This window comes from Streptomyces sp. NPDC005962, assembly GCF_040629205.1.
Taxonomy (GTDB): domain Bacteria; phylum Actinomycetota; class Actinomycetes; order Streptomycetales; family Streptomycetaceae; genus Streptomyces.
Genome location: NZ_JBEXVE010000040.1, coordinates 46,518 through 73,237, shown reverse-complemented (window position 1 = coordinate 73,237; position 26,720 = coordinate 46,518). Strand labels below are relative to the sequence as shown.

The 26,720-nt window shown below is 70.8% G+C and carries 31 protein-coding genes; 10 read left to right on the top strand and 21 right to left on the bottom strand.

Going from position 1 to position 26,720, the window contains the following annotated elements; translation table 11 throughout:
• Positions 1–18: 18 nt before the first annotated feature.
• The 3 genes from pstA to pstS form a co-directional block, all read right to left on the bottom strand.
• Positions 19–1,083, bottom strand: a complete 1,065-nt coding sequence (pstA, locus tag ABZ370_RS39840; RefSeq protein WP_358632033.1) for a phosphate ABC transporter permease PstA — start codon at positions 1,081–1,083, stop codon at positions 19–21.
• On the bottom strand, positions 1,080–2,069 hold the full coding sequence (gene pstC / locus ABZ370_RS39835; RefSeq protein ID WP_358632030.1) for a phosphate ABC transporter permease subunit PstC: 990 nt from the start codon (positions 2,067–2,069) through the stop codon (positions 1,080–1,082). Before pstC ends, pstA begins: the two co-directional genes overlap by 4 nt.
• Before the next feature lie 119 nt (positions 2,070–2,188).
• Positions 2,189–3,304 (bottom strand): phosphate ABC transporter substrate-binding protein PstS, encoded by a 1,116-nt coding sequence (gene pstS / locus ABZ370_RS39830; RefSeq protein ID WP_358632028.1) that lies wholly within the window; start codon positions 3,302–3,304, stop codon positions 2,189–2,191.
• Positions 3,305–3,665: 361 nt separating this feature from the next.
• Here pstS and ABZ370_RS39825 point away from each other — a divergent pair, with 361 nt between their 5' ends.
• Together ABZ370_RS39825 and ABZ370_RS39820 are read left to right on the top strand one after the other, a co-directional pair.
• Entirely contained in the window at positions 3,666–4,745 is a 1,080-nt protein-coding gene (locus ABZ370_RS39825; protein ID WP_358632026.1) for an NlpC/P60 family protein, read from the top strand.
• A 356-nt stretch (positions 4,746–5,101) separates the two neighbouring features.
• Positions 5,102–6,334: a fused response regulator/phosphatase gene (locus tag ABZ370_RS39820; RefSeq protein ID WP_358632023.1), complete on the top strand. Its 1,233-nt coding sequence runs from the start codon at positions 5,102–5,104 to the stop codon at positions 6,332–6,334.
• A 53-nt stretch (positions 6,335–6,387) separates the two neighbouring features.
• Here ABZ370_RS39820 and ABZ370_RS39815 read toward each other — a convergent pair whose 3' ends face one another.
• The 3 genes from ABZ370_RS39815 to ABZ370_RS39805 all read right to left on the bottom strand — a co-directional run bounded on the left by ABZ370_RS39815 (position 6,388) and on the right by ABZ370_RS39805 (position 7,918).
• The gene (locus ABZ370_RS39815; protein ID WP_358632020.1) at positions 6,388–6,735 is read right to left on the bottom strand and encodes a DUF2516 family protein; all 348 of its coding nucleotides are present in this window, start codon (positions 6,733–6,735) and stop codon (positions 6,388–6,390) included.
• A gap of 147 nt (positions 6,736–6,882) precedes the next feature.
• The gene (locus ABZ370_RS39810) at positions 6,883–7,494 is read right to left on the bottom strand and encodes a hypothetical protein (RefSeq protein WP_358632017.1); all 612 of its coding nucleotides are present in this window, start codon (positions 7,492–7,494) and stop codon (positions 6,883–6,885) included.
• A gap of 19 nt (positions 7,495–7,513) precedes the next feature.
• Positions 7,514–7,918 carry a helix-turn-helix transcriptional regulator gene (locus ABZ370_RS39805; RefSeq protein ID WP_358632014.1) on the bottom strand — a complete coding sequence of 135 codons (405 nt, stop codon included), beginning with the start codon at positions 7,916–7,918 and terminating at the stop codon, positions 7,514–7,516.
• Positions 7,919–8,059: 141 nt separating this feature from the next.
• On the opposite strand from ABZ370_RS39805, the gene ABZ370_RS39800 reads away from it, so the two are divergent.
• Positions 8,060–8,614, top strand: coding sequence for a GNAT family N-acetyltransferase (locus ABZ370_RS39800; RefSeq protein ID WP_358632011.1), 555 nt, complete (start codon positions 8,060–8,062; stop codon positions 8,612–8,614).
• Here the strand turns inward: ABZ370_RS39800 and ABZ370_RS39795 are convergent.
• Together ABZ370_RS39795 and ABZ370_RS39790 are read right to left on the bottom strand one after the other, a co-directional pair.
• Entirely contained in the window at positions 8,547–9,338 is a 792-nt protein-coding gene (locus ABZ370_RS39795) for an NAD(P)H-dependent oxidoreductase (RefSeq protein WP_358632008.1), read from the bottom strand. The two genes, ABZ370_RS39800 and ABZ370_RS39795, sit on opposite strands and share 68 nt — an antisense overlap.
• Before the next feature lie 79 nt (positions 9,339–9,417).
• Positions 9,418–10,173, bottom strand: a complete 756-nt coding sequence (locus ABZ370_RS39790; protein WP_358632005.1) for a TetR/AcrR family transcriptional regulator — start codon at positions 10,171–10,173, stop codon at positions 9,418–9,420.
• A 106-nt stretch (positions 10,174–10,279) separates the two neighbouring features.
• On the opposite strand from ABZ370_RS39790, the gene ABZ370_RS39785 reads away from it, so the two are divergent.
• Together ABZ370_RS39785 and ABZ370_RS39780 are read left to right on the top strand one after the other, a co-directional pair.
• Positions 10,280–11,257: an ATP-binding cassette domain-containing protein gene (locus ABZ370_RS39785; protein WP_358632002.1), complete on the top strand. Its 978-nt coding sequence runs from the start codon at positions 10,280–10,282 to the stop codon at positions 11,255–11,257.
• Positions 11,250–11,999, top strand: coding sequence for an ABC transporter permease (locus ABZ370_RS39780; RefSeq protein WP_358632000.1), 750 nt, complete (start codon positions 11,250–11,252; stop codon positions 11,997–11,999). The genes ABZ370_RS39785 and ABZ370_RS39780 overlap by 8 nt, the downstream gene beginning before the upstream one ends.
• A gap of 9 nt (positions 12,000–12,008) precedes the next feature.
• Here the strand turns inward: ABZ370_RS39780 and ABZ370_RS39775 are convergent, their stop codons facing one another.
• On the bottom strand, positions 12,009–12,605 hold the full coding sequence (locus ABZ370_RS39775) for an NAD(P)H-dependent oxidoreductase (protein WP_358631997.1): 597 nt from the start codon (positions 12,603–12,605) through the stop codon (positions 12,009–12,011).
• Between the two features lie 52 nt (positions 12,606–12,657).
• On the opposite strand from ABZ370_RS39775, the gene soxR reads away from it, so the two are divergent.
• On the top strand, positions 12,658–13,119 hold the full coding sequence (gene soxR, locus ABZ370_RS39770) for a redox-sensitive transcriptional activator SoxR (RefSeq protein WP_358631994.1): 462 nt from the start codon (positions 12,658–12,660) through the stop codon (positions 13,117–13,119).
• A gap of 13 nt (positions 13,120–13,132) precedes the next feature.
• Here soxR and ABZ370_RS39765 read toward each other — a convergent pair whose 3' ends face one another.
• Together ABZ370_RS39765 and ABZ370_RS39760 are read right to left on the bottom strand one after the other, a co-directional pair.
• Complete coding sequence (locus tag ABZ370_RS39765; RefSeq protein WP_358631991.1) at positions 13,133–14,383, bottom strand: GNAT family N-acetyltransferase; 1,251 nt, start codon at positions 14,381–14,383, stop codon at positions 13,133–13,135.
• Between the two features lie 74 nt (positions 14,384–14,457).
• Positions 14,458–15,168 carry an ABC transporter substrate-binding protein gene (locus ABZ370_RS39760; RefSeq protein ID WP_358631988.1) on the bottom strand — a complete coding sequence of 237 codons (711 nt, stop codon included), beginning with the start codon at positions 15,166–15,168 and terminating at the stop codon, positions 14,458–14,460.
• 145 nt (positions 15,169–15,313) lie between these two features.
• On the opposite strand from ABZ370_RS39760, the gene dtd reads away from it, so the two are divergent.
• The gene (gene dtd / locus ABZ370_RS39755) at positions 15,314–15,739 is read left to right on the top strand and encodes a D-aminoacyl-tRNA deacylase (protein WP_358631985.1); all 426 of its coding nucleotides are present in this window, start codon (positions 15,314–15,316) and stop codon (positions 15,737–15,739) included.
• 16 nt (positions 15,740–15,755) lie between these two features.
• Here dtd and ABZ370_RS39750 read toward each other — a convergent pair whose 3' ends face one another.
• The 3 genes from ABZ370_RS39750 to ABZ370_RS39740 all read right to left on the bottom strand — a co-directional run bounded on the left by ABZ370_RS39750 (position 15,756) and on the right by ABZ370_RS39740 (position 17,850).
• A complete protein-coding gene (locus ABZ370_RS39750; RefSeq protein WP_358631982.1) occupies positions 15,756–16,721 on the bottom strand; it encodes a glycine cleavage T C-terminal barrel domain-containing protein in 966 nt (321 codons plus the stop codon).
• Between the two features lie 10 nt (positions 16,722–16,731).
• Positions 16,732–17,205: a transcriptional repressor gene (locus tag ABZ370_RS39745; protein ID WP_358631979.1), complete on the bottom strand. Its 474-nt coding sequence runs from the start codon at positions 17,203–17,205 to the stop codon at positions 16,732–16,734.
• An 81-nt stretch (positions 17,206–17,286) separates the two neighbouring features.
• The gene (locus ABZ370_RS39740; RefSeq protein ID WP_358631978.1) at positions 17,287–17,850 is read right to left on the bottom strand and encodes an FABP family protein; all 564 of its coding nucleotides are present in this window, start codon (positions 17,848–17,850) and stop codon (positions 17,287–17,289) included.
• 227 nt (positions 17,851–18,077) lie between these two features.
• On the opposite strand from ABZ370_RS39740, the gene ABZ370_RS39735 reads away from it, so the two are divergent.
• On the top strand, positions 18,078–18,440 hold the full coding sequence (locus ABZ370_RS39735) for a DsrE family protein (RefSeq protein ID WP_358631975.1): 363 nt from the start codon (positions 18,078–18,080) through the stop codon (positions 18,438–18,440).
• A 20-nt stretch (positions 18,441–18,460) separates the two neighbouring features.
• Here ABZ370_RS39735 and ABZ370_RS39730 read toward each other — a convergent pair whose 3' ends face one another.
• The 7 genes from ABZ370_RS39730 to ABZ370_RS39700 all read right to left on the bottom strand — a co-directional run bounded on the left by ABZ370_RS39730 (position 18,461) and on the right by ABZ370_RS39700 (position 22,876).
• Entirely contained in the window at positions 18,461–18,718 is a 258-nt protein-coding gene (locus ABZ370_RS39730) for a DUF3099 domain-containing protein (protein ID WP_358631972.1), read from the bottom strand.
• A gap of 172 nt (positions 18,719–18,890) precedes the next feature.
• Positions 18,891–19,178 (bottom strand): DUF1416 domain-containing protein, encoded by a 288-nt coding sequence (locus ABZ370_RS39725; RefSeq protein ID WP_358631970.1) that lies wholly within the window; start codon positions 19,176–19,178, stop codon positions 18,891–18,893.
• A 37-nt stretch (positions 19,179–19,215) separates the two neighbouring features.
• A complete protein-coding gene (locus tag ABZ370_RS39720) occupies positions 19,216–20,055 on the bottom strand; it encodes a sulfurtransferase (RefSeq protein ID WP_358631968.1) in 840 nt (279 codons plus the stop codon).
• Positions 20,056–20,212: 157 nt separating this feature from the next.
• Entirely contained in the window at positions 20,213–20,293 is an 81-nt protein-coding gene (locus ABZ370_RS39715; RefSeq protein WP_350962106.1) for a putative leader peptide, read from the bottom strand.
• A gap of 199 nt (positions 20,294–20,492) precedes the next feature.
• On the bottom strand, positions 20,493–21,179 hold the full coding sequence (locus ABZ370_RS39710) for a DUF2993 domain-containing protein (protein ID WP_358631965.1): 687 nt from the start codon (positions 21,177–21,179) through the stop codon (positions 20,493–20,495).
• An 84-nt stretch (positions 21,180–21,263) separates the two neighbouring features.
• Positions 21,264–22,604: a hypothetical protein gene (locus ABZ370_RS39705; RefSeq protein WP_358631962.1), complete on the bottom strand. Its 1,341-nt coding sequence runs from the start codon at positions 22,602–22,604 to the stop codon at positions 21,264–21,266.
• Complete coding sequence (locus ABZ370_RS39700; RefSeq protein ID WP_358631959.1) at positions 22,601–22,876, bottom strand: MoaD/ThiS family protein; 276 nt, start codon at positions 22,874–22,876, stop codon at positions 22,601–22,603. The genes ABZ370_RS39705 and ABZ370_RS39700 overlap by 4 nt, the downstream gene beginning before the upstream one ends.
• Positions 22,877–22,999: 123 nt before the next feature.
• Between ABZ370_RS39700 and ABZ370_RS39695 the strand changes: the two genes are divergently transcribed.
• Together ABZ370_RS39695 and ABZ370_RS39690 are read left to right on the top strand one after the other, a co-directional pair.
• The gene (locus ABZ370_RS39695) at positions 23,000–24,745 is read left to right on the top strand and encodes an ABC transporter ATP-binding protein (protein WP_358631957.1); all 1,746 of its coding nucleotides are present in this window, start codon (positions 23,000–23,002) and stop codon (positions 24,743–24,745) included.
• Positions 24,746–24,810: 65 nt separating this feature from the next.
• A complete protein-coding gene (locus ABZ370_RS39690) occupies positions 24,811–26,709 on the top strand; it encodes an ABC transporter ATP-binding protein (RefSeq protein WP_358632088.1) in 1,899 nt (632 codons plus the stop codon).
• Positions 26,710–26,720 lie beyond the last annotated feature (11 nt).

Below are 26,720 nucleotides of genomic sequence, written 5' to 3'. Positions count from 1 at the left end.
CTTCTCTTCTTCTCGGCCTCAGCGGCCGGACTTCGGGGCCTTCCAGCGGGCGATGCCGCGGGCCACCAGGTTCAGGATCATGACGAAGGCGATGAGCACGAGCGCCGCGGCCCAGGCGCGGTTGAACGACGCCTCGTTACCGAGCTGCCACTGCTCGTAGATGTAGTACGGCAGCGACGACTGGGCGCCTTCGAAGGGGTTCGGGTTGATCGCCTGGGAGCCGAAGACCAGCAGCACGATGGGGGCGGACTCTCCGGCGATACGGGCGACCGCGAGCATCACGCCCGTGGTGATCCCGCCGATCGAGGTGGGCAGCACCACCTTGAGGATGGTGCGCCACTTGGGCACGCCCAGCGCGAGCGAGGCCTCGCGCAGCTCGTCGGGGACGAGCTTGAGCATCTCCTCGGTGGAGCGGACGACGACCGGCATCATCAGGATGGCCAGCGCCATGGCGCCGGCGAAGCCGGAGTAGTCGAAGCCCAGGATGATGATCCAGAAGCTGAGGATGAACAGACCGGCCACGATCGAGGGGATGCCGGTCATGACGTCGACGAAGAAGGTGACGGCCTTGGCGAGCGACCCGCGGCCGTACTCGACCAGGTAGACGGCGGTCAGCAGGCCGATCGGGGCCGCGATGAGGGTGGCGATGCCGACCTGCTCCAGGGTGCCGAGGATCGCGTGGTACGCGCCGCCGCCGGGCAGGATGGTCTGGACGCCGTCCATGGAGTGGCTGAGGAAGTAGACGTCCAGGACGGTCTTGCCGCGGTTGATGGTCTCCCAGAGCAGGGAGGCCAGCGGGACGATCGCGATCAGGAAGCAGAGCCACACCAGGACGGTGGCCAGCTGGTTCCTGGCCTGCCTGCCGCCCTCGACCGCGGCGGTGACGCCGTAGGAGAGGACGACGAAGAGCAGCGCGGCGATCAGGCCCCACTGGGTGGTGTTGCCGAGCCCGGCGCCGGCGCCGATGCCGACGCCCGCGGCGATCGCGACCGCGGCCAGTCCCAGTGGTGCCCAGCGGGGCAGTCGCGCCTGCTGGAGGGCGGACGCGCGCGGTGTGGTGGTGTCGGTGGTCGTATCGCTCATGCTGCGGTCCCCGAGTACTCCTTGCGGCGGGCGATGATCATTCGCGCGGCGCCGTTCACCAGCAGGGTGATGACGAACAGGACCAGACCGGAGGCGATGAGGGCGTCACGCCCGTTGCCGTTGGCCTCCTTGAAGTGGCTGGCGATGTTCTGCGCGAAGGTGCCGCCGCCCGGGTCCAGCAGGCTGGCGTTGATCAGGTAGCTGGGGGACAGCACGGTGGCGACCGCCATGGTCTCGCCCAGCGCGCGGCCGAGGCCCAGCATCGAGGCGCTGATGATGCCGGAGCGGCCGAAGGGGAGGACCGACATGCGGACGACTTCCCAGCGGGTCGCGCCGAGCGCGAGCGCGGCCTCCTCGTGCATCTTCGGGACCTGCCGGAACACCTCGCGGCTGACGCTGGTGACGATCGGCAGGATCATGATCGCGAGCAGGATGCCGACGGTGAACAGCGACCGTGCGGCGCCGCCCTGGTACGAGAGGATCTTGGTCCAGCCCAGGTACTCGTCCATCCAGGTGTACAGCGGGGTCAGGTGCGGCACCAGGAAGAGCGCGCCCCACAGGCCGTAGACGATGCTGGGGACCGCGGCGAGCAGGTCGATCACGTACGCGACCGGGGTGGCCAGGCGGCGCGGCGCGTAGTGCGAGATGAAGAGCGCGATGCCGACGGCGATCGGGACCGCGACGACCATCGCGATGATCGAGCTGACGACCGTGCCGAAGGCGAGGACCGCGATGCCGAAGCGCATCGGCGTCGAGCCGGTGTTCCACTCGAAGGCGGTGAGGAAGTTCGCCTCGTCCTTGGAGATCGCGATGGCGGCGCGGTACGCGAGGAAGCCCGCGATGGCCGCCATGATCACCAGGAGGGCGATCCCGGAGCCCCGGGAGAGGCCGAGGAAGATCTTGTCACCGGCCCGGCCGGTGGAGCGGGTCGCGACCAAAGGCTGTGACCCGGCGGATGAGGATGTGGGTTCTATATCCGTTTTCATGGGTTCTCCGGTCTGCGGAGCCGGGTGGGGTGTGGCTCCGGGTGCGGCGGTGCACCGGACGGTGCGGCCTGCTCCGCTCCAGCCGGTCGGCCGAAGCGGAACAGGCCGCACTCTTCAGGTCAGGAGAGGCTGGAAATGCTCTCGCGGACCTTCTTGGCGATCGCGTCGGGCAGCGGGGCGTAGCCCAGCTCCTTCAGTGCGGACTGGCCGCCCTCGCTCGCCGCGTAGTTCAGGAAGGACTTGGCGGCCTTGAGGGTTCCGGCCTTGTTGCCCTTGTCGCAGGCGATCTCGTAGGTGACCAGCGTGATCGGGTAGGCGCCCGCGGCCTTGGTGTCGTACGCCAGGTCGAGGGCCTGGTCCTTGCCGGTGCCCTTGGGCTTGGCCTCGGAGATGGCCTTCGAGGCGTTCTCGACGGTGGCCTTGACGGGCGCGGAGGCGCCGGTGTCCAGGTCGACGGTCTTGATGCTGTTGGCGGTCGCGTACGACAGCTCGAAGTACGAGATCGCGCCGGAGACCTGCTTGACCTGAGAGGAGACGCCGGAGGAACCGTCGGCGGACTGGCCGCCCTTGCCCTCCCACGCCTTGCCCGGCTCGTGCGGCCACGCCTTGGGGGCGGCGGCCTTGAGGTACTTGGTGAAGTTGTCGGTGGTGCCGGACTCGTCCGAGCGGTGGAAGGCCTGGATCTTGAGGCTCGGGAGCTTCACGCCCGGGTTGAGCTTCTTGATCGCGGGGTCGTCCCACGTCTTGATGTCCGAGTTGAAGATCTTGCCGAGGGTCTCGGCGTCGAGCGTCAGCTTGTCGACGCCGGGGACGTTGAAGCCGACCGCGATCGGGCCGCCGACCATCGGCAGGTTGATGCCCTGGCCGCCCTTACAGATCTTCTTCGAGGACGCGACCTCTTCGGGCTTGAGGGCCGAGTCGGAGCCCGCGAAGGCGGTCTTGCCCTGCAGCCACTCCTGGATGCCCGCACCCGAGCCGGTGGCCTTGTAGTTGAGCTTGACGTCCTTGCACGCCGCGCCGTAGTTCTTCGTCCACAGGTCCATGGCGTTCTTCTGCGCGGATGAGCCCGAGGCCAGCAGCTGCCCCTTGCCTTCGCACTTGATGTCGCCAGTGGACTGGGCGCCACCGCCGCCGGAGTTGTTGTCCGAACCGCAGGCGGTGAGGACGAAGGCGCCGGACAGGGCGAGGGCACCGGCGGCGATGGCGCGAAGCCGGTTGTTGCGCTGAAGCTTCACTTTCGGGGGTTCCTTCCAGAAGCCGCCGGTGGGGACGGCGCGCGAACTAGTGGTGCGCTGGGATGGATGTGCGCTGGGCGCGCGGCCGGGCACGGGGCTCGGTACGCACGCCAGTAGGGCTGAAATTAGGCAGATCAGATGAAGCGACCGAAGGGGAAGAGTTAACGAGCGGTGAACCTCGGCCGTCAGTGTGGTGTCCGGGTAACGGCTGGGTCACGGCGTGGTCGCGGGGCGGCTTCCGTCCACTTCTGTCCCCGTAAAACCCCGGATCGCGTCGCGTTGCGCCGTCGACCGGCGCGTGGCTCTGTCGGATTGCGGTACGGCATGTCACTATCCGTCCCCTACATGAGAGGAGGCCGGGGTGAGATGGGACGGGAGAGGGAGGGGCGCGGCCGTCGCGCTCGTCTGCGCGCTGGGAACGTCGGCCTTATCCGGCGCGGTGTACGCCGCTCCCGGTGAACCGGAACCGGTGCCGGACGGCGCCGGTGGCACCGCGTCCGGCGGCGGGCGGCTGGAGAAGGTCCGCGCGGACGTGGACGGCCTCTACCGGCAAGCGGAATCAGCCACCGACGCCTACAACCTCGCGCGGGAGAGACAGACGCGCCAGGAGAAGTCGATCGTGAAGATCGCACGGGCCGTGGTGGCGTCGCAGAAGGAGATGGCCGGGCTGCGGCAGCGCGCCGGGGCGGTGGCGCGGGCCCAGTACCGCGGCGGCGGGATGCCGCCCGAGGCGCGGCTGCTGCTGGGCGGCGACCCCGGTGCCTTCCTCGACGACTTCGCCCTCGCGCGCAAGGGCGAGAAGGCGGCCCGCGGGCTGATGAACCGGCTGGAGCGCACGCAGGAGGCGCTGGACCGGTACGCCGCATCCGCCTCCCAGGAGTGGGAGCGGCTCGACCGGAGCCGGGCGAAGAAGGCGGCGGCCAAGAAGGAGATCACCGAAAAGCTCGCCCGGGCCCGGCGGCTGGAGTCGCGGCTGGAGGCCGGGGAGCGGGACCGGCTGCGGCAGCTCCAGGAGAAGCGGGACCGGTCATCCCAGGCGAAATGGCTGAAGACCGGCATATTGCGAGAGGTGGGCGGACGGTCGAGCACCGTGGGGCGGCGCGCGATCGACTTCGCGACGGCACAGATCGGCAAGGCCTACGTATGGGGCGCCGTGGGGCCGGACGGCTACGACTGCTCCGGGCTGACCCAGCGGGCCTGGGCCTCGGCCGGGCATACCATCCCGCGGACCTCGCAGGAGCAGTGGCGGCTGCTGCCGAAGGTGGACACCGCGCGGATGCGCCCCGGCGACCTGGTCATCTACTTCAAGGACGCCAGCCATGTGGGGATCTATGTGGGCGACGGCGCCATCGTCCACGCCCCGCGCCCGGGCCGCCCGGTCACCATGGCCGGGGCGGGATCGATGCCGATCCTGGGCGTGGTGCGCCCGGACGACTCCTGATTCGGGCTGATTTCCCGCCACGAGCGCTATTCGTCTGGTATGTCCGCCCCGCCCCGGTGTGGTTGGGGCGCGAATCGCGTCAACCGTGTGCGGTTCCACAAAAGGGCGACGAGTTCGCGTGACGTTTGTCATCCCAGCCCCTGTCCGGATTCCCCCAAGTCGCCCAGGGCGTGGGGCATATGACAAAAGTGGCGTCCGGGAGGTCATTCCACGGGGCCCGGACCGGGCGCTAAAGTCGCCTGGCAGTATCCGGCTTGCATGCCCTGAAACCGACCAGTCGGTGTGTGGGCCGGTTCGTGCGGTCCGCCGGTTGGCGGCGGGCGCCGCGCCCTCGGGGGGAGGGAAGGAATCGAGCGATGTCCGTACCCGTGCCGAGGCAGCGGGAGGCCCTGGCCGCCGAGGCCCGGCCGGCCGCCCTGCCCGACAGCGGGCTCACCCTGCTGGTGATCGAGGACGATCCGGCCGGGGCGTTCAACGTCCCCGAGATGCTGGACACCGAAGGCAACCGGGTCCGTATCCGCACCGCCCGTAACCTCACCGAGGCCTCCCGGCTGCTCACCGACGGCGTGCAGTGCATCCTGCTCGACCTGGCCCTGCCCGGCCCCGAGCACGAGGCGGAGGACGCGCTCGACACACTGCGCTCCGTACTGAAGCTCGCGCCCACGCAGGCCGTCCTGGTCCTCACCGCCGAGGACGACGCCGAGCGCGCCGCCGAGGCGGTCCGGGTCGGGGCGCAGGACTTCCTCTTCCGCGACGAGCTGGACGGCCGCATCCTCAGCCGCGCCATCCGGTACGCGGTCGAGCGAAAACGGTCCGACCTCGCGCAGCGCCAGCTCACCGAGTCCCGGCTGCACGCCCAGGAGAACGCCCGGCTGGAGCGCGGACTGCTCCCCACCCCGCTGCTCCAGGGCTCCGGGCTGCGCTTCGCCGCCCGCTACCGGCCCGGCCGCAGCCGGGCCCTGCTCGGCGGCGACTTCTACGACACCGTCCGGACCCCGGACGGCACCGTGCACGCGATGATCGGCGACGTCTGCGGCCACGGCCCCGACGAGGCCGCCCTCGGCGTGGAGCTGCGGATCGCCTGGCGCGCCCTGACCTTCGCCGGGCTCTGCGGCGACCAGCTGCTCGGCACCCTTCAGCAGGTGCTGGAGAACGAGCGCCCGGACGACGAGATCTTCGCGACCCTGTGCACCGTCGACATCGCCCCGGACGGCCGCCGGGCCGGGGTCTGCCTCGCCGGGCACCCCTCACCGCTGGCCGTACGGCCCGGTATGGCGCCCCGGCTGCTGCCCACGGACGAGAACGGCCCCGCGCTCGGCCTGCTGCCGAACGCCCGCTGGCCGCGCCGCCAGGTGGATCTGGGCGGCGCCTGGAGTCTGATGATGTACACCGACGGGCTGATCGAGGGCCGCGTCGGACACGGGGTGCAGCGGCTCGGCCAGGAGGGGATGGTCGAGATCGTCGCCCGTCAGATGGCGACCGGGCTGCGCGGCGAAGAGCTGCTGGACGCCACGGTCACCGAGGTGCGGTCGCTGAACGGCGGCGAGCTGACGGACGACCTGGCCGTGCTCCTGCTCGACCGCGGCTGAGCCGCCGCCCTTGCCTTTGTCCTGCCGCCCTTGCTTTTGTCCTGCTGAGCGCGTTACCGGCCGCCGTTGTAGGGCCCGTACGGCCCGTCGGAGCTGGAGCCGCGCCCCCGCGGCCAGCCGCGGCCACCGCCGGAGATCTGCCGCAGCGCCGGGCGTACGTCGACCATGTACACGATCGTCGCGATCAGCCCGATGATCGGCAGGAAGCTCATGATCCCCATGAAGAAGTTCACCGCGGCCGCGAGCCCCAGGATGATCATCCAGAAGGGCTTGGTCTGCTTGTCCGCGGCCCGGTAGGCGTCCTGGCGGCGGATCACCGAGTCGACGAAGGCGAACAGGCTGAACAGGAGCAGGCCCCAGGAGACCCAATACAGCAACTCGCCGAAACCTTGCACCAGCACGCTGTCCACCGCCTAGAAGAGACGCTCAGAAGAGACGCTTAGTAGAGAAGAGGCATGAGCATTACGGGCCACCGTACCCGCTGACGAGGCCGGGCACGCCATGTGCGTACCCGGCCCCTTTGTACGCCCCCGACAAAACGCCTGACCTCAGTGGGACGGCCTGGGGTCGGTCTTCTTGGCGGTGGCGGTGCCGGTGGCGGGCTTCTTGGCCGGAGCCTTCTTCGCCGGGGCGGCGGGCTTGGCCGTGGCCTTCGGGGCCTCCTTGGAGGAGTCCACGGCGACCGGCTGCGACGGCGCCTTCGGCTCGCTCTTCTCGTCCGTCGGCTCGATCGCGGAGGCGATGTCGACGACCTCGTCGGCCGCCTCGCCGCGCCAGGTCTTCACGACGTCCTGGCCGTGCTCGGCGACCTCGTCGTAGCGCTCCCGCGCCTTGACGGCCAGCTCGGCGGCGCGGCCGACGCCCTGGAGGGCGAGGTCCTGCGCCGAGTCCCGGAGCCGCTTGATGTCGGTGTCCAGGGAACCCAGCACCTCGTTGAGCTTGCCCTGGGCGTCCTTCGCCTGCTGGGTGACCCGGTCCTGGACGGCCTTCGGGTCGGTGTTGCGCACCGCGTTCAGGCGCTCGGGGGCCTCCGCGACGATCTTCTCGACCAGCGTCGGCACCTCCCTGAGCTTCTGGGCGGCGAGATCGGCCGTGCCCGCCACGAAGTAGAGCGGGGTCGGGTCGGTGAGCGTCTTGCGTACGTCATCGGTGATGGCCATGGCTGCTGGTCCTCCCGGATCAGTTCGAGGGTGTGGCGACGTCGGCGTCGGCGGTGGGGATGTCCTCCGAGGCGATCCCGTGTCCGTTCTCCTTGCGGAAGGAGTCGTAGATCTGGAGCAGCACCTGCTTCTGCCGCTCGTTGATCGTGGGATCGGCGAGTATCACGCTGCGCACCTCGGTTTCCTCCCGATCGCGCTCATCGAGAATCCCTGCCTGTACGTACAGGGTCTCGGCGGATATCCGCAGCGCCTTCGCGAGCTGCTGCAGGATCTCGGCGCTCGGCTTGCGCAGTCCGCGCTCGATCTGGCTGAGGTACGGATTGGACACCCCGGCGGCGTCGGCCAGCTGCCGCAGCGAGAGCTGGGCACTGCGCCGCTGCTCCCGCAGGAAGTCGCCGAGGTTGCCGACGTTCAGTGATGCCATGCCTTCGATGCTGCACCAGGAGTGCTAACTATTGCAAGCAAGACGCTTGCAATAGTGGCGCAAGCCACCCAGGCCGTCCGCCGGGCGTTGTCGTACCCCCGTGGTCGAATGAGGAGGACGGCGGCGGTGGGAGGCGGAGGGATGGCTCAGGGGAGTGGTGGGGTGGCGGTGCGGTTGGAGCCGTGGGCGGATACTCCGTCCCACCTCGAACTGCTGCGGCGCAACAACAGCCCGGAGATGATGAAGCACCTGGGCGGGCCGGAGAGCGAGGAGCGGGTGCTGGCGCGCCATCGGCGCTATGCGGAGCTGCCCGGGCGGGGTGGGGGCCGGATGTACCGGATCGTGCTGGTGCGGGAGGCCGAGGTGGTGGGTGTCATCGGCTTCTGGGAGCGGGAGTGGCGCGGGGAGACGGTGTACGAGACGGGCTGGGGTGTGCTGTCGCCGTATCAGGGGCGGGGGATCGCGGCCGCGGCCGCTCGGGAGGTCGCGCGTGCCGCGGCCGCGGAGGATGTCCACCGCCAGCTGCACGCCTATCCGTCCATCGGTCACCCCGCCTCGAACGGAGTGTGCCGGAAGGCCGGGTTCACGCTGCTCGGCGAGTGTGAGTTCGAGTACCCGGCGGGCTCCGTCATACGGTGCAACGACTGGCGGCTGGAGCTGCGTAGTGCACCGTCAGACCGGAGCGCCCCGGCATGACGTCGGGCCGCAGCACCAGGTTCTCGTCGTAGTCCCCGCCGTTCTGGCGGCGGAAGGGGATCGGTTCGGCGGTCGGCAGCGTGGCGAGGCGTTCCCGCAGGGCGACGGCATGGCCCTGGTACTCCTCGGCGGAGAGCCGGTCCGCGCCGTAGACGACGTGCGGCGGCAGGACGGACATGCCGCTGTACCAGAGCGTCCCGTGCTGGAGCGGGAACAGCAGCTGCCCGATGTCGCCGTTGACGCCGCGGGGGCCGAGCCCTGCTTCCCGGGCCCCGGCGGTGAGCAGGACCATCGCGCGCTTTCCGGCCAGCTTGCCGTCCCCGTAGCGCAGGGTGCGGCCGTCGGGGCCGGTGACGCCGAAGGCGAAGCCCTTCACGAAGACGCGGTCGAACCAGCCCTTGAGGATCGCGGGCATTCCGTACCACCACAGCGGGAACTGCACGATCAGCGCGTCGGCCCAGGCGATCTTCTCCTGCTCGGCGCGGATGTCCTCGCTCAGCGTCCCGGCGTCGTAGGCGTCGTGCGAGGAGGCGCCGACGATCAGGCGTTCCCCGTCGTCGTGCCGGAAGTCGGCGCCGTCCACGACCGGGTTCCAGCGCATGGCGTAGAGGTCGGACACCCGGCACTCATGACCCAGCTCCCGCAGGGCGCGCAGCCCCTCGTCACGCAGGGAGCCGCTCAGCGAGCGCGGTTCGGGGTGGGCGAATATCCACAGCACGTTCATACCGGCCAGCGTCGCAACGCGGCCACCGGGCGGCGAGTGGCCGGATGGCCAGGATGCGTGAGGATCTGGCCACCAGGTCCTAGGGGGCGCGGACCAGGGCCTCGATGCCGTCGAGGATCCGCTCCAGGCCGAAGACGAACTCGTCGTCGGGGCCGTCCGGGGTGTCCAGTTCGCCCGCCGCGAGGGCCGCGGTCACCGCGGGGAAGCGCTCGGCGTCCGTCACCTTGCTCAGCAGCCGGGCCCAGGACGCCATCGACTGCTCGGTGGCGTCCCCGGTGCGCTCGGCGGCCGCCGCGAGATCCGCGGACAGCCGCGCCTCGTTCCGGACGAAGCCGGTGACCAGCAACAGCACGTAGATCTTCGCGCCCTCGCTCAGGGGCGTATCGCGCAGACAGACGAGCCCCCGCTCCATCCAGGCCACCGAGTTGGGGGTCATGGGCGGTGCGCTGGTGGGGATGTACAGCACCCAGGGGTTGCGGTGGAAGGCGGCGCGCAGCGCCCGGGCCCAGCCGGTGATCCCCGTCCGCCAGTCCTCGTCCGGGTCCGGGCCGGACGGGGGTGTGCCGAAGGCGGCGTCCTCCATCAGCAGCAGCAGCTCGTCCTTGGCCGCGACATAGCGGTACAGCGACATCGTGGAGACGCCGAGGTCGGCCGCGACCCGGCTCATGGAGACCGCCCCGAGGCCGTCCTTCGCGGCGAGACCCACGGCGGCGTCGACGATCCGGTCCAGGGTCAGCCCGGGTTTGGGCCCCTTGGTGCGGCGCTCGCGGAGCCCCCACGCGGCCTCGATGCTCGCGGGCAGCCCGGTGCCGCCGCCGTTCTCCTCGATGGCCATGGCCGTAAGCCCTCCGTGACGCCGTGCTGTTGACCGCCATCCTAGAACTGTGTATACCTTACGCAGTAGTGCGTATGCCATACGCAGAAGAGGGAACGGGGTACCCATGACCAGGCAACCGGCCATCGAGGCGACCGGCCTCGCAAAGGCCTACGGGGCGGTGAAGGTCCTCACGGGCATCGACCTGTCCGTCGCGCGCGGCAGCGTCTTCGCGCTGCTCGGCCCGAACGGCGCGGGCAAGACCACGACCGTGCGCATCCTGTCCACGCTCACGCCGCCGGACGCGGGCCACGCCCGGGTGGCGGGGTACGACGTCGTCCGCGACCGCCCTCGCGTACGCCGTGCGATCAGCCTCACCGGCCAGTACGCGGCGGTCGACGAGATGCAGACCGGCGAGGAGAACCTGTGCGTGATGGGGCGGCTGACCGGCCTCGGCCGTGCCGAGGCAAGGGGCCGCGCCCGGGAACTGCTGGAGCGGTTCGGCCTCACCGACGCGGGCCACCGCACCACCGGTACGTACTCCGGCGGTATGCGCCGTCGGCTGGACCTCGCCGCCGGGCTGGTCGGCCGACCCGAGGTGATCTTCCTGGACGAGCCGACGACCGGCCTCGACCCGCGCAGCCGACAGGCCATGTGGGAGGTCGTCAGGGGGCTGGCCGACGACGGGGTGACGGTCTTCCTCACCACCCAGTACCTGGAGGAGGCCGATCGGCTGGCGGACCGTATCGCGGTGGTCGACAGGGGCCGGGTGGTCGCCGAGGGCACCTCCGTCGAGCTGAAGCGGCAGGTCGCCGGGGAGCGGCTGGACCTGGTGCTCGCCGACGCCGACGCGTTCGCGGAGACCGCCCGGCGCCTCGGTGCACGGCTCGTGCACAGCGACGCCGACCGGCTGACGCTGGGCGTCGCCACCGACGGGGACGCCGCGCAGGTCCGCGCGCTGCTCGACGAGGTCGACCCCGACCGCCGCGCCGTGCGCCGGTTCGCCGTGCGCGGCGCCACGCTCGACGACGTCTTCCTGGCCTTGACCGGCCAGGCCGCCACCCGCTCCGAGGAGACCACCGAGAAGGAGACCGCCGGTGTCTGACGCGATCGTCCTGACCGGCCGTGCCGTCCGGCTGAGCAGGCGCAACCTCGACGCGGTGCTCACCGCGCTGCTGCTGCCCGTCCTGTTGATGCTCGTCTTCGTCTACTTCTTCGGCGGCGCGATCGACACGGGCACGGACACCCGGTACGTGACCTATGTCGTCCCCGGGGTGATGCTGCTGTGCGCCGGGTTCGGCTCGGCGAACACCGCGGTCACCGTCACCAACGACATGGCGGGCGGCATCATCGACCGCTTCCGCTCGCTGGACGTCTCCGGCACCGCGCTCGTGGCCGGCCATGTCGCCGCGAGCGTGCTGCGCAACGCGGTCGCGACCGCCATCGTCTTCGGCGTCGCCTTCCTGATCGGCTTCCGCCCGGACGCGGGCCCGCTCGGCTGGCTGGCCGTGGCGGGCATTCTCCTGGCGTTCATCCTCGCGATCTCCTGGCTCTCGGCCTGCTTCGGTCTGATCGCCAGGACCCCGGAGGCCGCGGGCGGGTTCACCTTCCTGATGATGTTCCTGCCGTACCCCAGCAGCGCCTTCGTGCCGATCGACACCATGCCGGGCTGGCTGCACGGCTTCGCCGACCACCAGCCCGTCACACCGGTGATCGAGGCGCTGCGGGCGCTGCTGCTGGACCGGCCGGTGGGGGACAGCGGCTGGCAGGCGCTGGCCTGGTGCGGCGGCATCCTCGCGGTCGCGGTCGCGCTGTCCGGGACGCTGTTCCGCCGCCGTACGGCCTGAGGGCCGGGGTCAGGTTCCGTAGGGGTGGGTCGCGCGGGCTGTGCGGAGGGCTTCGGCCCACCAGACGAGTTGGTCGAGCATGACCGTGGCGGCGGTGTCGGGGCCCTGGGGGTCGGTCAGGTTGCCGTCCGGGCCGAAGGCCTCCCAGGCGCTGTGGAAGCTGACCGTGTCGCGCACGGTGACCGCGTGCACCTCGGCGAAGACGGGGCGCAGATGCTCGACCGCGCGCAGGCCGCCCGACATGCCGCCGTAGGCGACGAAGCCGACGGGCTTGGCCTGCCACTGGGTGAAGTGCCAGTCGATCGCGTTCTTCAGCGGGGCGGGGTAGCTGTGGTTGTACTCGGGGGTGACGACGGCGAACGCGTCCGCCGCCTCCAGGCGCGGGGTCACGGCCTCCAGGGCCGAGGCGTCCTCGGGGCCGGGGCGGTGGGTGAGGGACGGCGGGAGCGGGGTGTCGGCCAGGTCGACGACGTCCACGCTCAGGTCGTCGCGCAGCTTGGCGCGGCCGGTGAACCAGTGCGCGACCTTGGGGCCGAAGCGGCCCTCGCGGGTGCTGCCGATGATGATGGCGAGACGGAGGGGGGAGACAGCGGTTTGGGTGGTCATGAGAAGAGCCTCGGACTTAAACAAAGGTTGAAGTCAAGCTACCCTCGGCAGCATGACGCACCTCACCTGGAAGACCCATGAGCTGACGGTCGGCGAGCTGTCCCAGCGCAGCGGAGTTCCCGCCTCCGCGCTGCGGTTCTACGAGGGCGAGGGCCTCATCCACAGCCGCCGCACCTCCGGCAATCAGCGCCGCTACACCCGCGACACGCTCCGCCGGGTGGCCTTCGTGCGCTCCTCGCAGCGGGTCGGCATCCCGCTGTCGAGAATCCGGGGCGTGCTGTCGCTCTTCCCCAAGGACCACGTCCTGACCAAGGAGGACTGGGCCCGGATCTCGGAGTGCTGGCGCGCGGACCTCACCGATCGGATCGAGCAGCTGGAGAACCTCCGCGACCGTCTGACCGACTGCATCGGCTGCGGCTGTCTGTCGATCGACAAGTGCGCGCTGGCCAACCCGTACGACAAGCTGGGCGAACAGGGCGCGGGCGCCCGACGGTTGCTCAAGTCCAGCTGCTAGACCCCGTAGCCGCTCAGAACATGTCCGGGCACCACGGCCGTCGGGCGGTGCGCAGGAGGGTGTCGGCCAGGGCGGCGGCGCCGGGGCGTTCCTCGTCGGCCCGGCCCAGGGCGGTGAGGCGCGTCATGGACTCGTCGCCCAGCCATACGGTGCCCAGCTCGCCGATGTCCATGGTGAGGTCGGCCGGGCGGGTGGTGGGGACGCAGGTGGCGCCGTCCGGGGTGGCGTCCAGGTGGTAGCGGCCGCCCGCCAGGCCGGCGGCGTCGCGCAGGTCGAGGACGAGTGAGCCGGACGCCGGGTACGTACGGGTCTCCAGCAGGACGGGTACGTCGAGCGGGCGCAGCCACAGGTAGTCGGCGTGGGTCGTGGGGCGGGCCGCCCGGGGGTCGCCGAGGAGCAGCGGGAGCAGGTCGTCCGGGGCGCGTCGGCCGGTGGCGATGTGGACGACCCAGTCGATGGAGCACAGGAAGTGCCACAGGGCGCGTTCGGCGGCCGGGCTGACCGCGATCAGGTCGAGGACCGTGGCGGTGTCGTGCGGCCGCTTGTTGCCCTCCCAGCGGTCGTCGGCGGTGAAGGCGAGCAGGCCGTCGACGGAGCCGTCGGGGGAGCGGTAGAGGACGTAGAACGGTTCGGCGGTCCAGCCGTCGCCGGGGAACCGGAGCAGACCGGTGTTGAGCTGCCACCAGCGGTCGGTGCGGTTGACGGCGCCGGGCTGGCGGGCGCGCAGCCGCTCGTGCAGGACGGGGCCCAGCTGCCGTATCTCGTCGGCGTCGGCGTAGTCGACCCTGCCGCCGCACCCGGGTCCGGCGTAGCGAGGGTCGAGACCGGCGCGGGCGACGTCGATCGTCCACTGGGTGACCCAGGTGGCCGGGCCGAAGCCGTACCGCCCGTAGATCGGGTACTCGGCGGCGAGCAGCGAGGCCAGCGCGTCGCCCCGCTCTTTGGCCGCCCGCAGGTCGTGCTCCATCATCCGGCTGAGCAGGCCCCGGCGGCGGTGGGTGGGCGACACGGTGACATTGGTGACCGCGTCGGCCGGTACGTCGGCCCCGCCGACCGCCGTCAGCCGCTGTTCGAAGCTGCGGAAGGTCGCGACGCAGCGGCCCCCGTCGTACACCCCCTGGGTGCGGTCCAGGTCGAGGTTCGCCCTCCGCACCTCCAGCTCTTCCTTGGAGACGTCCGGTGGCTGCAGAAATCCGGTGTGCAGCGCGCGGAGCCAGCCGGGGACGTCGGAAGAGTCGAGGGAGGTGCGGAGGTGGGCGGTCATGCGGCCACGCTAGGTGGCCGCCGTCTCCGGCCGCATGCGATTTTTTATCCCCAGCCTGTGGATATCCGGTGCGGTCACGAGGAGAGCAGGTCGTCGACCTGGGCCTCGCCCTCGCGGTACCGGCGCGCGATCTCGGCACTGCACTTGTCGGCGGTGCGCTGGAGCCCCTGTCGCCGCCGGGAGATCTGCTGCTCGTACCCCTCCAGGCGGCCCATCGCGCCGTGCAGCTCCTCGTCCGTGCGCGCCGGGAGGTCCGACAGGCCGACCTCGGAGAGCATCTCCTCGGCCAGCCGCTCGCACTCCGCGCTGTGCGGGGTGCCGAGCGTCACGTGGCGGGCCGAGGTGCGGTGCCGGGACGGCGCGTCCGCCAGGATCTCGGGCAGCCGCTCCACCAGCTCCGCCGGTTCCCGGGGCTCGGGGGACGCGGGCTGTCCTGTCAGCCCTGGCTGCCCCATCAAGGGGGTGCCCGCCCGGCCCGGCGCCCCCGGTTCGCGGCGGCGGCGCAGCTCGGCGCGGAGGATGTCGATCCGTCCGTGCAGCAGTCTGCGCACATAGCTCAGGTCGGTCTCGTCGCGCTGCGCGGAGCGGCGCAGCGCGCGCAGCTCCGCCAGCAGCAGACCGCCCATGGTTCCTGTCCCCGTCGCTGCCCCTGCCCCTGCCCCTGCCGCGCCCGTCGTCGCCGATACGGTCGCGGCGTCCGCGAGTCGGCCGCCGCGCTGGCTCGGCGGCCGCGCCGGCAGCGGGCTCTCGGTCGCCATGGACCGCTCGGTGCCCGGTGTGATCATTGATGTCCGTCCCCTCCGGCGATGCACCATTCCCGCAGTTCCTGCCCACCTGCACCGCCTGCACGCATCGTGCCACTCCGAATGGCCCCTGTGCAGCGGCGGGCCACCCGATCGGCCCCGATGGGCGCGGGGCATGATGGTGCGTATGCGTGCTGTGGTACAGAGAGTGGACGGGGCGAGCGTCGTCGTGGACGGCGAGACGACCGGGGAGATCGTCGGGCAGGGGCTGTGCGTCCTGGTCGGGGTGACCCACGACGACACCCCGGAGAAGGCGGCCCAGCTGGCCCGCAAGCTGTGGTCGGTACGCATCCTGCCGGGCGAGAAGTCCTGCTCGGACCTGGGCGCTCCGCTGCTGGTCATCAGCCAGTTCACGCTGTACGGGGATGCCCGCAAGGGCCGTCGGCCCACCTGGAACGCGGCGGCGCCCGGCGATGTCGCCGAACCGCTGGTGGACGAGGTGGTGGCGCGGCTGCGGGAGCTGGGCGCCCAGGTGGAGACGGGCCGGTTCGGAGCGGACATGAAGGTCTCGCTCACGAACGACGGCCCGTTCACGGTGATCGTCGAGGTCTGACGTCGAGGTGGAGAAATTACGGCTCGACGACCGTCTCCTGTGCCGCGGCCGTGGTGTCCGCGATCAGCTCCGCGTCCACCGGTACGTTCCGCTTCACCAGCGCGAGCGCGATCGGCCCCAGCTCGTGGTGGCGGGCCGAGGAGGTGACGAAGCCGAGCTGACGGCCCTCCGCGCCGTCCGCCGCGAGCCGTATGGGCGCGCCGTGGCCCGGCAGCTTCACCTCGCTGCCGTCGAGGTGGAGGAAGACCAGCCGACGCGGCGGTTTGCCCAGGTTGTGCACCCGGGCGACCGTCTCCTGGCCGCGGTAGCAGCCCTTCTGCAGATGGACGGCGGTGCCGATCCAGCCCAGCTCGTGCGGGATCGTCCGGTGGTCGGTCTCCATGCCGATCCGCGGCCGGTGCGCCTCGACGCGCAGCGCCTCGTACGCCAGGGCGCCGATCGGCGGGCCGCTCACGGCCGCGAAGGACTCCAGAGCGGCGCGCGGCAGGAACAGATCGCGGCCGTGTGCGGTCTCGCGGGCGACGGCGCCCTCGGGGGTCTTGGTGATGCTGCCGGCCGGGAGGTGGACGACCGCGTACTCCTCGGTGCGGTCCGCGATGTCGGCCCGGTAGAAGAACTTCATGCTCTCCAGGTACGCGATCAGATCGCCCTGGCTGCCGGGCTCCACATGGGCCCAGGTGGTCTCGCCGTCGTCGACGAGGTAGAGCGCGTGCTCGATGTGGCCGTGCGCGGACAGGATCAGGGCCTCGGTGGCCTCACCGGCGGGAAGGTCGCTGACGTGCTGGGTGAGCAGGAGATGCAGCCAGCTCAGCCGGTCGGCACCGGTGACCGTGACCACTCCGCGGTGCGAGAGGTCCACGAAACCGGTGCCGTCGGCGAGCGCGCGCTGCTCGCGGAACAGGTCGCCGTAGTGGGCGGCGACACCTTCGTCGGGGCCCTCGCCGGGGACGGCGCCGGGCAGCGACAGCAAAGGGCTCTTCATGTGCTTCACCCTACGACGTGGCCGCCTGGCCCTGGGTGGAGTCCTGCACACGGTCGTTCGCCCGGTGCGCGGCGGAACACCCGGCGCAGCGGCCGAAGATGGCGAAATGCTTCATGTCGGTGTCGAATCCGAAGGACGCCCGCAGCTGCCGGGTGAAGGACTCGGCGACCGCGACGTCGGCCTCGATGACCTCCGTGCAGTCCCGGCACACCAGATGGATGTGGTGGTGCCGGTCGGCCAGGTGGTAGGTGGGGGCGCCGTGCCCGAGATGGGCATGGCTGACCAGGCCCAGCTCCTCCAGCAGCTCCAGCGTGCGGTAGACGGTGGAGATGTTCACACCGCTCGCGGTACGGCGGACCTCGGTGAGGAGGTCGTCCGGAGTGGCGTGCTCCAGGCGGTCGACGGCTTCGAGCACGAGCTGGCGCTGCGGGGTGAGCCGGTAGCCGCGCTCCCGCAGATCGGTCTTCCAGTCGGTGGTCGCCACGCTGCCAGTGTAGGCGGCGTGGCACCGGGCCGCGGTCGCGCTCGGCCGGAGCGGCTCAGAGGCCGGAACGGCTGCGGCGGCTCAGCGGAAGAAGGCGATCCCGTCGTCCGGCAGGTCCTTGAGGTCCTTGGCCCACTCCCGCGGGTCGACGACCTTCTTCAGGTGCGCGGACATGTACGGGCGCAGCTCGACCTCGGGGGTGGCCTTCTCGCCGACCCACATCAGATCGCTCTTGACGTAGCCGTACAGCCGCTTGCCGCCCGAGTACGGCCCCGAGGCGGAGGTGCGCGCGACGGCGTCGGTGGCCAGGTCGATCTGCGGCTTGCCGTCCGCCAGCTCGCCGTACCAGACCTCGACGACGCCCTGGTCGCGGATCATCACGACCTCGATCTTGCGGTTCTTGTCGATCCGCCAGTATCCGGACTCGGATTCCAGCGGGCGGACCTTCTTGCCCTCCGAGTCCAGCACCCAGGTGTGCGAGATGTACTCGATGAAGTCGCGGCCGTCGTGGGTGAAGGTCGCTTCCTGCCCGAAGTTGCACTTCTCGGCACCGGGGAAGTCCGATACGCCGGCGCCTTCCCAGTTGCCGAGGAGGAAGGCCAGCGGCACCAGGTCCGGGTGGAGGTCGGAGGGAATCTCGATCATGGGTTCAGACGATCCGTCGCTAGGCGGGCTGGGGCGAGGGGGCGCGAGCGCTCAGCGCTGGCCCTGGTAGAGCTTCTTCCAGGTGAGCCCGACGAAACCGAGGCTGGCCACGATGACCAGGACCAACAGGACGGTGAAGACTGCCTCAAGCACGAGCTGCTCCTCGTAACGGATGACGGACCGGGAACGAGTCTAGTCGCCGGACCGGCGAGCCTAGGCTGTGGGGCATGGCGAAGAAGCTCGTGATCAAGGTGACGGCGGGCGCGGACGCGCCCGAACGGTGTTCGCAGGCGTTCACGGTGGCGGCGGTGGCCGTGGCGAGCGGGGTCGAGGTCTCGCTGTGGCTGACCGGCGAGTCGGCGTGGTTCGCGCTGCCGGGCCGGGCGGCGGACTTCTCGCTGCCGCACGCGGCGCCGCTGCCGGAGCTGATCAGCGGCATTCTGGCGAGCGGGACGATCACGGTGTGCAGCCAGTGCGCGGCGCGCCGGGAGATCGACGAGGCGGATCTGATCGAGGGCGCGCGGATCGCGGGGGCGCAGGTCTTCGTGAGCGAGATCATGCCGGACGGCGTGCAGGCGCTCGTCTACTGAGCCCGGGCCCGCACGGCGCCTCAGTGCCGGTGGTGGTGCTCGTCCAGCTCCCGCCACCACCGGTCCGACTCCGGGTCCCCCGACTCGTCCCACCAGCGGTCCTGCGGGCCCCGGCGGTTGGCGACGATGGCCGCGAACGGCGGGATGACCATCGCGACGACGCACATCGCGACGGCGGCGGGGATGGACCACAGACGCACGAAGGCCCAGGCCGAGATGAAGAGCGTCAGACACGCGCCCATCAGGAAGAAGTATGCGTGGCGGCGTCGCGCGTACATATGGCCAGGATACGTCCGGGAACACCGCGCGGACAGACGGCGGACGGACCGGCGCACAGATGGAGCGCTCAGACGAGGCGCGCAGACGGAGCGCACAGACGGAAGGGCCGCATCCCGCCGAGCGTCCAACCCCGGGATGCGGCCCTCACGCCTTACGACGCGTGGTGTGGCGTCAGACGGTGATGGCGACCTCCGCCAGACCGCCCTGCTGTGCGACGACCGTGCGGTCGGCGGTGCCGCCCGGGACCAGGGCGCGCAGCGTCCAGGTGCCCTCGGCGGCGTAGAAGCGGAACTGTCCGGTCGCGGAGGTGGGGACCTCGGCGGTGAACTCGCCCGTGCTGTCCAGGAGGCGCACGTAGCCGGTGACGGGCTCGCCGTCGCGGGTCACCTGGCCCTGGATCGTGGTCTCACCGGGCTTGATGGTCGAGGCGTCGGGGCCGCCTGTCTGCGCTCCACACATGTGTCTTGTCCTTACGTTCTGCGTTCGGGGAGAGGGGTCAGCTGCCGGAGCCGAGCTCGATCGGCACGCCCACCAGCGAGCCGTACTCGGTCCAGGAGCCGTCGTAGTTCTTGACGTTGGTCTGGCCGAGCAGCTCGTGCAGCACGAACCAGGTGTGCGCGGAGCGCTCACCGATGCGGCAGTAGGCGATGGTGTCCTTCGACAGGTCGACGCCCTCGCCCTCGTACAGCTCCTTGAGCTGGTCGTCGGACTTGAAGGTGCCGTCGTCGTTGGCCGACTTCGACCACGGGATGTTGCGGGCGCTCGGGACATGGCCCGCGCGCTGCGACTGCTCCTGCGGGAGGTGGGCCGGGGCGAGCAGCTTGCCGGAGAACTCGTCGGGCGAGCGGACGTCGACCAGGTTCAGGCTGCCGATGGCCGCCACGACGTCGTCGCGGAAGGCGCGGATCGAGGCGTCCTGCTCCTGGGCCTGGTAGTCGGTCTTCTCGCGGGACGGGACCTCGGCGACCAGCTCGCGCGAGTCCAGCTCCCACTTCTTGCGGCCGCCGTCGAGGAGCTTCACGTCCTGGTGGCCGTAGAGCTTGAAGTACCAGTAGGCGTACGACGCGAACCAGTTGTTGTTGCCGCCGTAGAGGACGACGGTGTCGTCGTTGCCGATGCCCTTCTCGGACAGCAGCTTCTCGAAGCCGGCCTGGTCGACGAAGTCACGGCGCACCGGGTCCTGGAGGTCCTGCTTCCAGTCGATCCGGATGGCGTTCTTGATGTGGTTCGTGTCGTAGGCGGACGTGTCCTCGTCGACCTCGACGATGACCGTCTTGGGGTCATCGATGCGGGCCTGTACCCAGTCGGCGTCCACCAGGACGTCACTGCGGCTCATGTATCTCTCCTCCGGGGCAGTTGCGGCGGTACGGGTGCTCGACGCGCGGCACTGCGCGGGGCCTGGTCGCGAGCGTACGAGCGGAGTGCTGGGCGGCCCGGGAGACGGGCCGGAGGGGGCGGGGCCGAAGCTGCGGCGGCCGGGCGCGCCCTCGGTTTCAGACGGCGCGACAGAGCATGGCGGCGACGCGGCACAGGTCGACTGCCCGCCGCTTCGTGAGGTCCGCCTGTCGCTTCATGCGTCCGATCGTAAGGACGGACGGGCGGACATGTCACCGGTGTGTCGAATCGTGAGACGCCAATGTCCGCGATGTGGACGCCGACGGGTGTGGGGGACCACGGAGAACGGCCGCCGAGGGGTCCGGCGGCCGTCGGCGTCTGTCATCGCGGACATGATCGTCTCGTTACGTGGACACGGTGGGGTCCGCGGCGGACGGGTCAGCCGGTCAACGCGACGTTATTACCCACGACCGAGACGTCTATGCCGCTCCTGCCGGTCTTCACCGTCTCCAGCCGCATGCCCTTCGGCATGCCGTCGATCTTCCGCTCGATGTCGGTGCGCTCGCGCACCTTGTCCTCCCACTGCGGGATGGAGCCGCCCGGGACGCGCTCGGCGTGCAGCTTGATCGTGTCGCCGTTGACGATGGTCACCTTGGAGCGGGCGCTGAGGCTGAAGCCCAGCAGATTCCCGGTGATCTTGACCTGGTTGGTCCCCTCCGGGTCGTAGCCCACCGTGACCCCGGGGCCCGCGGCCCGTGAGAGGTCCGCGTAGGAGATATGGGCCGAACCGCTGGCCTGGTTCGCGATCGCGGACGTGAAGTTCCCCCCGATGCGGACGTCGTGCAGCTGGGCGTTCAGCTCGGAGACGCGGACGGTGGTCCCGCCGCCCGCGTCCGTCGTCAGCCCGTCCACCCCGACGTCGACCTCGTCCAGCTCCTTGCCCGCGACCTGGGTCAGGAACGGGAAACCCTTGATCGAGACGTGGGGGGTGTTGGTCAGCCCCTGTGAACTCTTGATCTTGTCGGCGGCCTTCGACTCCGCCATGGATACCGCCACCCGGTCGGCCCCCACGAAGAGGCCGCCCAATATCACTGCGACGATCAGTGTGATGCGTAGTGCGCGCATGTACGTAGATCCCCCAGGGTCTCGCTCAGGCCCTTGCCTGACGCAGCGAGCCTAACCGGAGCGGACACCCGGGGGCCTGCCACATCAGACGAGTGCGCGGCCGAGTACGTAGACGGCGGGGGCGGCGGCCGCGAGGGGCAGGGCCACGCCCGCCGTCAGGTGGACGAAACGGGACGGGTAGTCGTACGCCGCGACCCGCAGCCCCACCAGCGCGCACGCCCCGGCCGCGAGCCCCAGCACGGCGGCGGTGGCGGTCCCGGTGCCGGTGAGTTGCCCGGCCCCGACGCCCGCCCCGGCCGCCGCGAGCAGCCCGAGGACGACGGCGGCGGGCGTCGGCAGCGGCAGCGCGCGGGCCAGTGTGCCCACGGCGACCGCGGCCGCGCCCACCACCACGGCGTCCGAGGACTCGGCGACCGCGGCCAGATACCCGGCCGCGATCACGGTGAGGGCGGTCGAGGCGACCGCGGCGGTCAGCCCGTACATCCGCTCGTCCGCCGAGGCGTGGCTGCGCAGCTGGAGGACGATCACCAGCAGCACCCAGACGCCGATCGTGCCGATGAGCACCGTCGGGGCGTGGACGCGCCCGGTGGTGAGCAGGGCGACGTCGGCGGCGAGGCCGCCCGCGAAGGCGAGCGCGATGCCCTGCCGGGCGGGCCACATGCCGTTCAGCCGGAACCAGCCGGCCGCCGTGATCGCCTGGAGCAGCGCCACGGCCACGGCGACGGCGCCCTGGCCGAGCGGCGCGGTGGCCGCGAGCAGGGCGGCCAGGACGGCCGTGAGAGCGGCGGGCTGCAGCCCGGGGTCGACGATCTGGGGGCGGCCCTCGGCGCGGGCCTTCTCGGCGGCGGTCATCGGCCGGTCGGGCTCCGCCGCGGCGGGCTCGGGCCGGGCAGCTTGGGGCCGGGCGGCTTCGGGCCGGGCGGGCTGCTCCGCCTGCGGGGCGGGGTACGGCGGCCGCTGCGCCTGCTGCGCGGCCTGCTGGTACGAGTGTTGCTGCTGATACGGCTGTTGCTGTTGTTGCTGGGCGTAGTGCTGCTGCTGGTCCCAGCCCGCCGGGTACTGCTGTTCCTGCTGCTGGCCCTGGTACCCCTGCTGCGCGGCGGCGTAGGGATCGGCGTACGGAGCGGCGTAGGGCTGCTGGTACGGCTGCTGGGGCTGCTGTTGCTGGGGGTACGCCTGCTGCTGCGGGTAGCCGTACCCGGGCTGCCCCTGGGGCTGCTGGGGCTGCGGCGGCTGCGCGCCGTACGGGTCGGCGGGCGGCTGCTGCTGCCCTTCATACGGCTGCCCTTCGTACGGCTGCCCCTCGTACGGCCGCCCTTCGTACGGCTGTCCCTCGTACGGCGGCGGGTACGACCCGTACGGCCCATACGGCTCGTACTGCTGGTGCGGATCGTGCGGCTGGTTGCTCATGACGTCGTAGGTCACCCTCCTGCGAACGGCGGAAGCACCTCGACCGTGCCGCCCTCGGCCAGTTGGACCGTCTTGTGATCACGGGTGCCGACGGGCGCGCCGTCGACCAGGAACGAACAGCTCAGCAGGACCCGGGCGAACTCCGGGCGCAGGGCGTGCCGCTCGCGGGCGACGTCGAGCGCGTCGGCCAGTGTCACCGCGGTGTACGGCTCCTCGGAGGTGCCGGCCGCCGCCCGGGCCGCTGCCCAGTACCGGATGGTTCCGGCGGGCGTTTTGTTCAGCGCCATCGCGTGTCCCTCTCCCGTCTTCTGCCGCCCTCCATGATGACGGGTGCGGAAGGGCCCCGAGGACGCGGTACGCCACGGGGAAAATCCGGGCGGTTCCACAGTCTGCTCGCTTAGGGTTTCGGTGTGCTGGTCCGACTCATACGGGCGTATCTGCGGCCCTATACCCGAACGATCACTTTGATCGTGCTATTGCAGCTCGTGCAGACCCTGGCGACCCTCTACCTGCCCGCCCTCAACGCCGACATCATCGACGACGGAGTCGTCAAGGGCGACACCGGCTACATCCTCACCACCGGCGGTCTGATGATCGCCATCACCCTGGTGCAGATCGTCTGCGCCATCTGCGCCGTCTACTTCGGCGCCCGCACCGCCATGGCGCTCGGCCGGGACATCCGGGCCGACGTCTTCGACCGGGTGCAGTCCTTCTCCGCCCGCGAGATGGGCCGGTTCGGGGCTCCCTCGCTGATCACCCGCACCACCAACGACGTCCAGCAGGTGCAGATGCTGTGCCTGATGTCGTTCACGCTGATGGTGTCGGCGCCCATCATGTGCGTCGGCGGCATCGCCATGGCGCTCGACCAGGACGTGCCGCTCTCCGGGCTGCTGCTGCTGATCGTGCCGGTGCTGGGCATCTCCGTGTCGCTCATCGTCCGCCGGATGCGCCCGCTGTTCCGGCACGTCCAGGAGCGCATCGACACCGTCAACCGGGTCCTGCGCGAGCAGATCACCGGCATCCGGGTCATCCGGGCCTTCGTCCGCGACACCCATGAGCGGAAGCGTTTCACCGGCGCCAACGCCGCGCTGATGGACGTCTCGCTGCGGGCCGGGCGGCTGATGTCGCTGATGTTCCCCACCGTGATGCTGGTGGTGAACGTGTCCAGCGTCGCCGTGGTGTGGGCCGGTGGCTACCGCATCGACAGCGGCGAGATGCAGATCGGCGCGCTGACCGCCTTCATCAGCTACCTCATGCAGATTCTGCAGTCGGTGATGATGGCCACCTTCATGTTCATGATGGTGCCGCGCGCCGAGGTGTGCGCCGAGCGCGTCCAGGAGGTGCTGGACACTGGGACCAGCGTCGTCCCGCCGCTCGCGCCGGTCACCCCCGGGACGACCGCCGACGGCGGTCACGGGCTGCTGGAGCTGCGGGGCGTGGAGTTCCGCTATCCGGGCGCCGAGGAGCCCGTGCTGCGCGACATCTCGCTGACCGCCCACCCCGGCCGGATCACCGCCGTCATCGGCTCCACCGGCAGCGGCAAGTCCACCCTCCTCGGGCTGGTGCCCCGGCTGTTCGACACGACCGACGGCAGTGTCCACCTCGACGGCGTGGACGTACGCGACCTCGACCCCGCGGTGATGACCCGGTCCATCGGCCTCGTACCGCAGAAGCCGTACCTCTTCTCCGGCACCGTCGCCTCCAACCTGCGGTACGGAAAACCGGACGCCACCGACGAGGAGCTGTGGCAGGCCCTGGAGACCGCCCAGGCCCGGGACTTCGTCGAGGCCATGGAGGGCGGTCTCCAGGCGTCCATCGCGCAGGGCGGCTCCAATGTCTCCGGCGGGCAGCGGCAGCGGCTGGCGATCGCCCGCGCCCTGGTCCTGCGGCCGTCCGTCTACCTCTTCGACGACTCCTTCTCGGCGCTCGACTACGCCACCGACGCCCGGCTGCGGGCGGCGCTGGCGGACGAGACCGGGAACGCGACCGTCGTGATCGTCGCCCAGCGGGTGTCCACCATCCGCGGCGCCGACCGGATCGTCGTCCTCGACGAGGGCCGCGTCGTCGGCAGCGGCACCCACGGCGAGCTGATGGACGGCAACCAGACCTACCGGGAGATCGTGCTCTCCCAGCTCACCGAGCAGGAAGCCGCATGAGCCAATCCACGAATTCTCCGGCACCCCGCAGGGGCCCCGCGCCCGGCGCCGGTCCCGGCCGCTTCATGGGCGGCCAGCCCGTCGAGCGGTCCATGGACTTCCGCGGCTCCGGCCTCCGCCTGCTGGCCGCGCTGCGCCCCGAGCGCGGTATCGCCTTCGCCGTGCTCGCCCTGTGCACGGTCAGCATCACGCTGACGGTGCTGGGCCCCAAGGTGCTCGGCCACGCCACCGACCTGATCTTCGCGGGCGTCGTCGGACGGCAGCTCCCGGAGGGCGCCACCAAGGCCGAGGCCGTCCAGCACCTGCGCGACAGCGGCCAGGGCACGGTGGCCGACATGGTCGCGTCGATGAACGTCACACCCGGCCAGGGCATCGACTTCGGCGCGGTCGGCTCCGTGCTGCTGTGGGCGCTGGGCCTGTACCTCGTCGCCTCGCTCCTCAACCTCCTCCAGGCGCGGGTGGCCACGAGCGTCGTCCAGCGCGCCGTCTTCCGGCTGCGTGAGGACGTCGAACACAAGCTGGCGCGGCTGCCGCTGTCGTACTTCGACAAGCAGTCGCGCGGCGAGGTGCTCTCGCGGACCACCAACGACATCGACAACATCCAGCAGACGCTGCAGCAGACCCTCAGCCAGATCATGGCCTCGCTGCTGACCCTGGTCGGCGTGCTGGCCATGATGTTCTGGATCTCGCCGCTGCTCGCGCTGGTGGCGCTGGTCACCGTCCCGGTGTCGGTGCTGGTCGCGACGCGCGTCGGCAAGCGCGCCCAGCCCCAGTTCGTCCAGCAGTGGAAGACCACGGGCAGGCTCAACGCCCATATCGAGGAGATGTACACCGGCCATGCGCTGGTGAAGGTCTTCGGGCGGGAGCGGGAGTCCGCCGAGGTCTTCCGGGCGCAGAACGAGAAGCTGTACGAGGCGGGCTTCCGCGCCCAGTTCATCTCCGGGCTCATCCAGCCCGCGATGACGTTCATCGGGAACCTCAACTACGTACTGGTCGCCGTGGTCGGCGGGCTGCGGGTGGCGAGCGGGGCGCTGTCGATCGGCGACGTCCAGGCGTTCGTCCAGTACTCCCGGCAGTTCAGCCAGCCGCTCACCCAGGTGGCGTCCATGGCCAACATGGTCCAGTCGGGCGTCGCCTCCGCCGAGCGGGTCTTCGAGCTGCTGGACGCGGAGGAGCAGAGCCCGGACCCGGAGGGCCCGGTGGGGCCGCGGACCGTGCTCGGCCAGGTCGAGTTCGAGGACGTCTCGTTCCGCTACCAGCCCGACACGCCCCTCATCGACGAGCTCTCGCTGTCGGTGAGCCCCGGCCAGACCGTGGCCATCGTCGGCCCGACCGGCGCGGGGAAGACCACCCTGGTCAATCTGCTGATGCGGTTCTACGAGGTCAGGGGCGGACGCATCACGCTCGACGGCGTCGACATCGCCACCATGCCGCGCGAAGAGCTGCGCGCCCACATCGGCATGGTCCTCCAGGACACCTGGCTGTTCGGCGGCACGATCGCGGAGAACATCGCCTACGGCTCGGAGGGCGCCTCCCAGGAGGCGATCGTGGAGGCGGCGAAGGCCACCCATGTGGACCGCTTCGTGCGCACCCTGCCGGACGGCTACGACACGGTGATCGACGAGGAGGGCACCGGCGTCAGCGTCGGCGAGAAGCAGCTGATCACCATCGCCCGCGCCTTCCTCTCGGGGCCGTCCATCCTGGTCCTGGACGAGGCGACCAGCTCCGTCGACACCCGCACCGAGGTCCTCATCCAGCACGCGATGGCCTCGCTGCGCACCGGCCGCACCAGCTTCGTGATCGCCCACCGGCTCTCCACGATCCGCGACGCGGACGTGATCCTGGTGATGGAGTCGGGCCGCATCGTGGAGCAGGGCAGCCACGACTCCCTGGTCGCGGCCGGGGGAGCGTACGCCCGGCTGTACGCGGCCCAGTTCGCGGAGCCGGTGGCCGAGCCGGAGTAGCGCTGACGAGC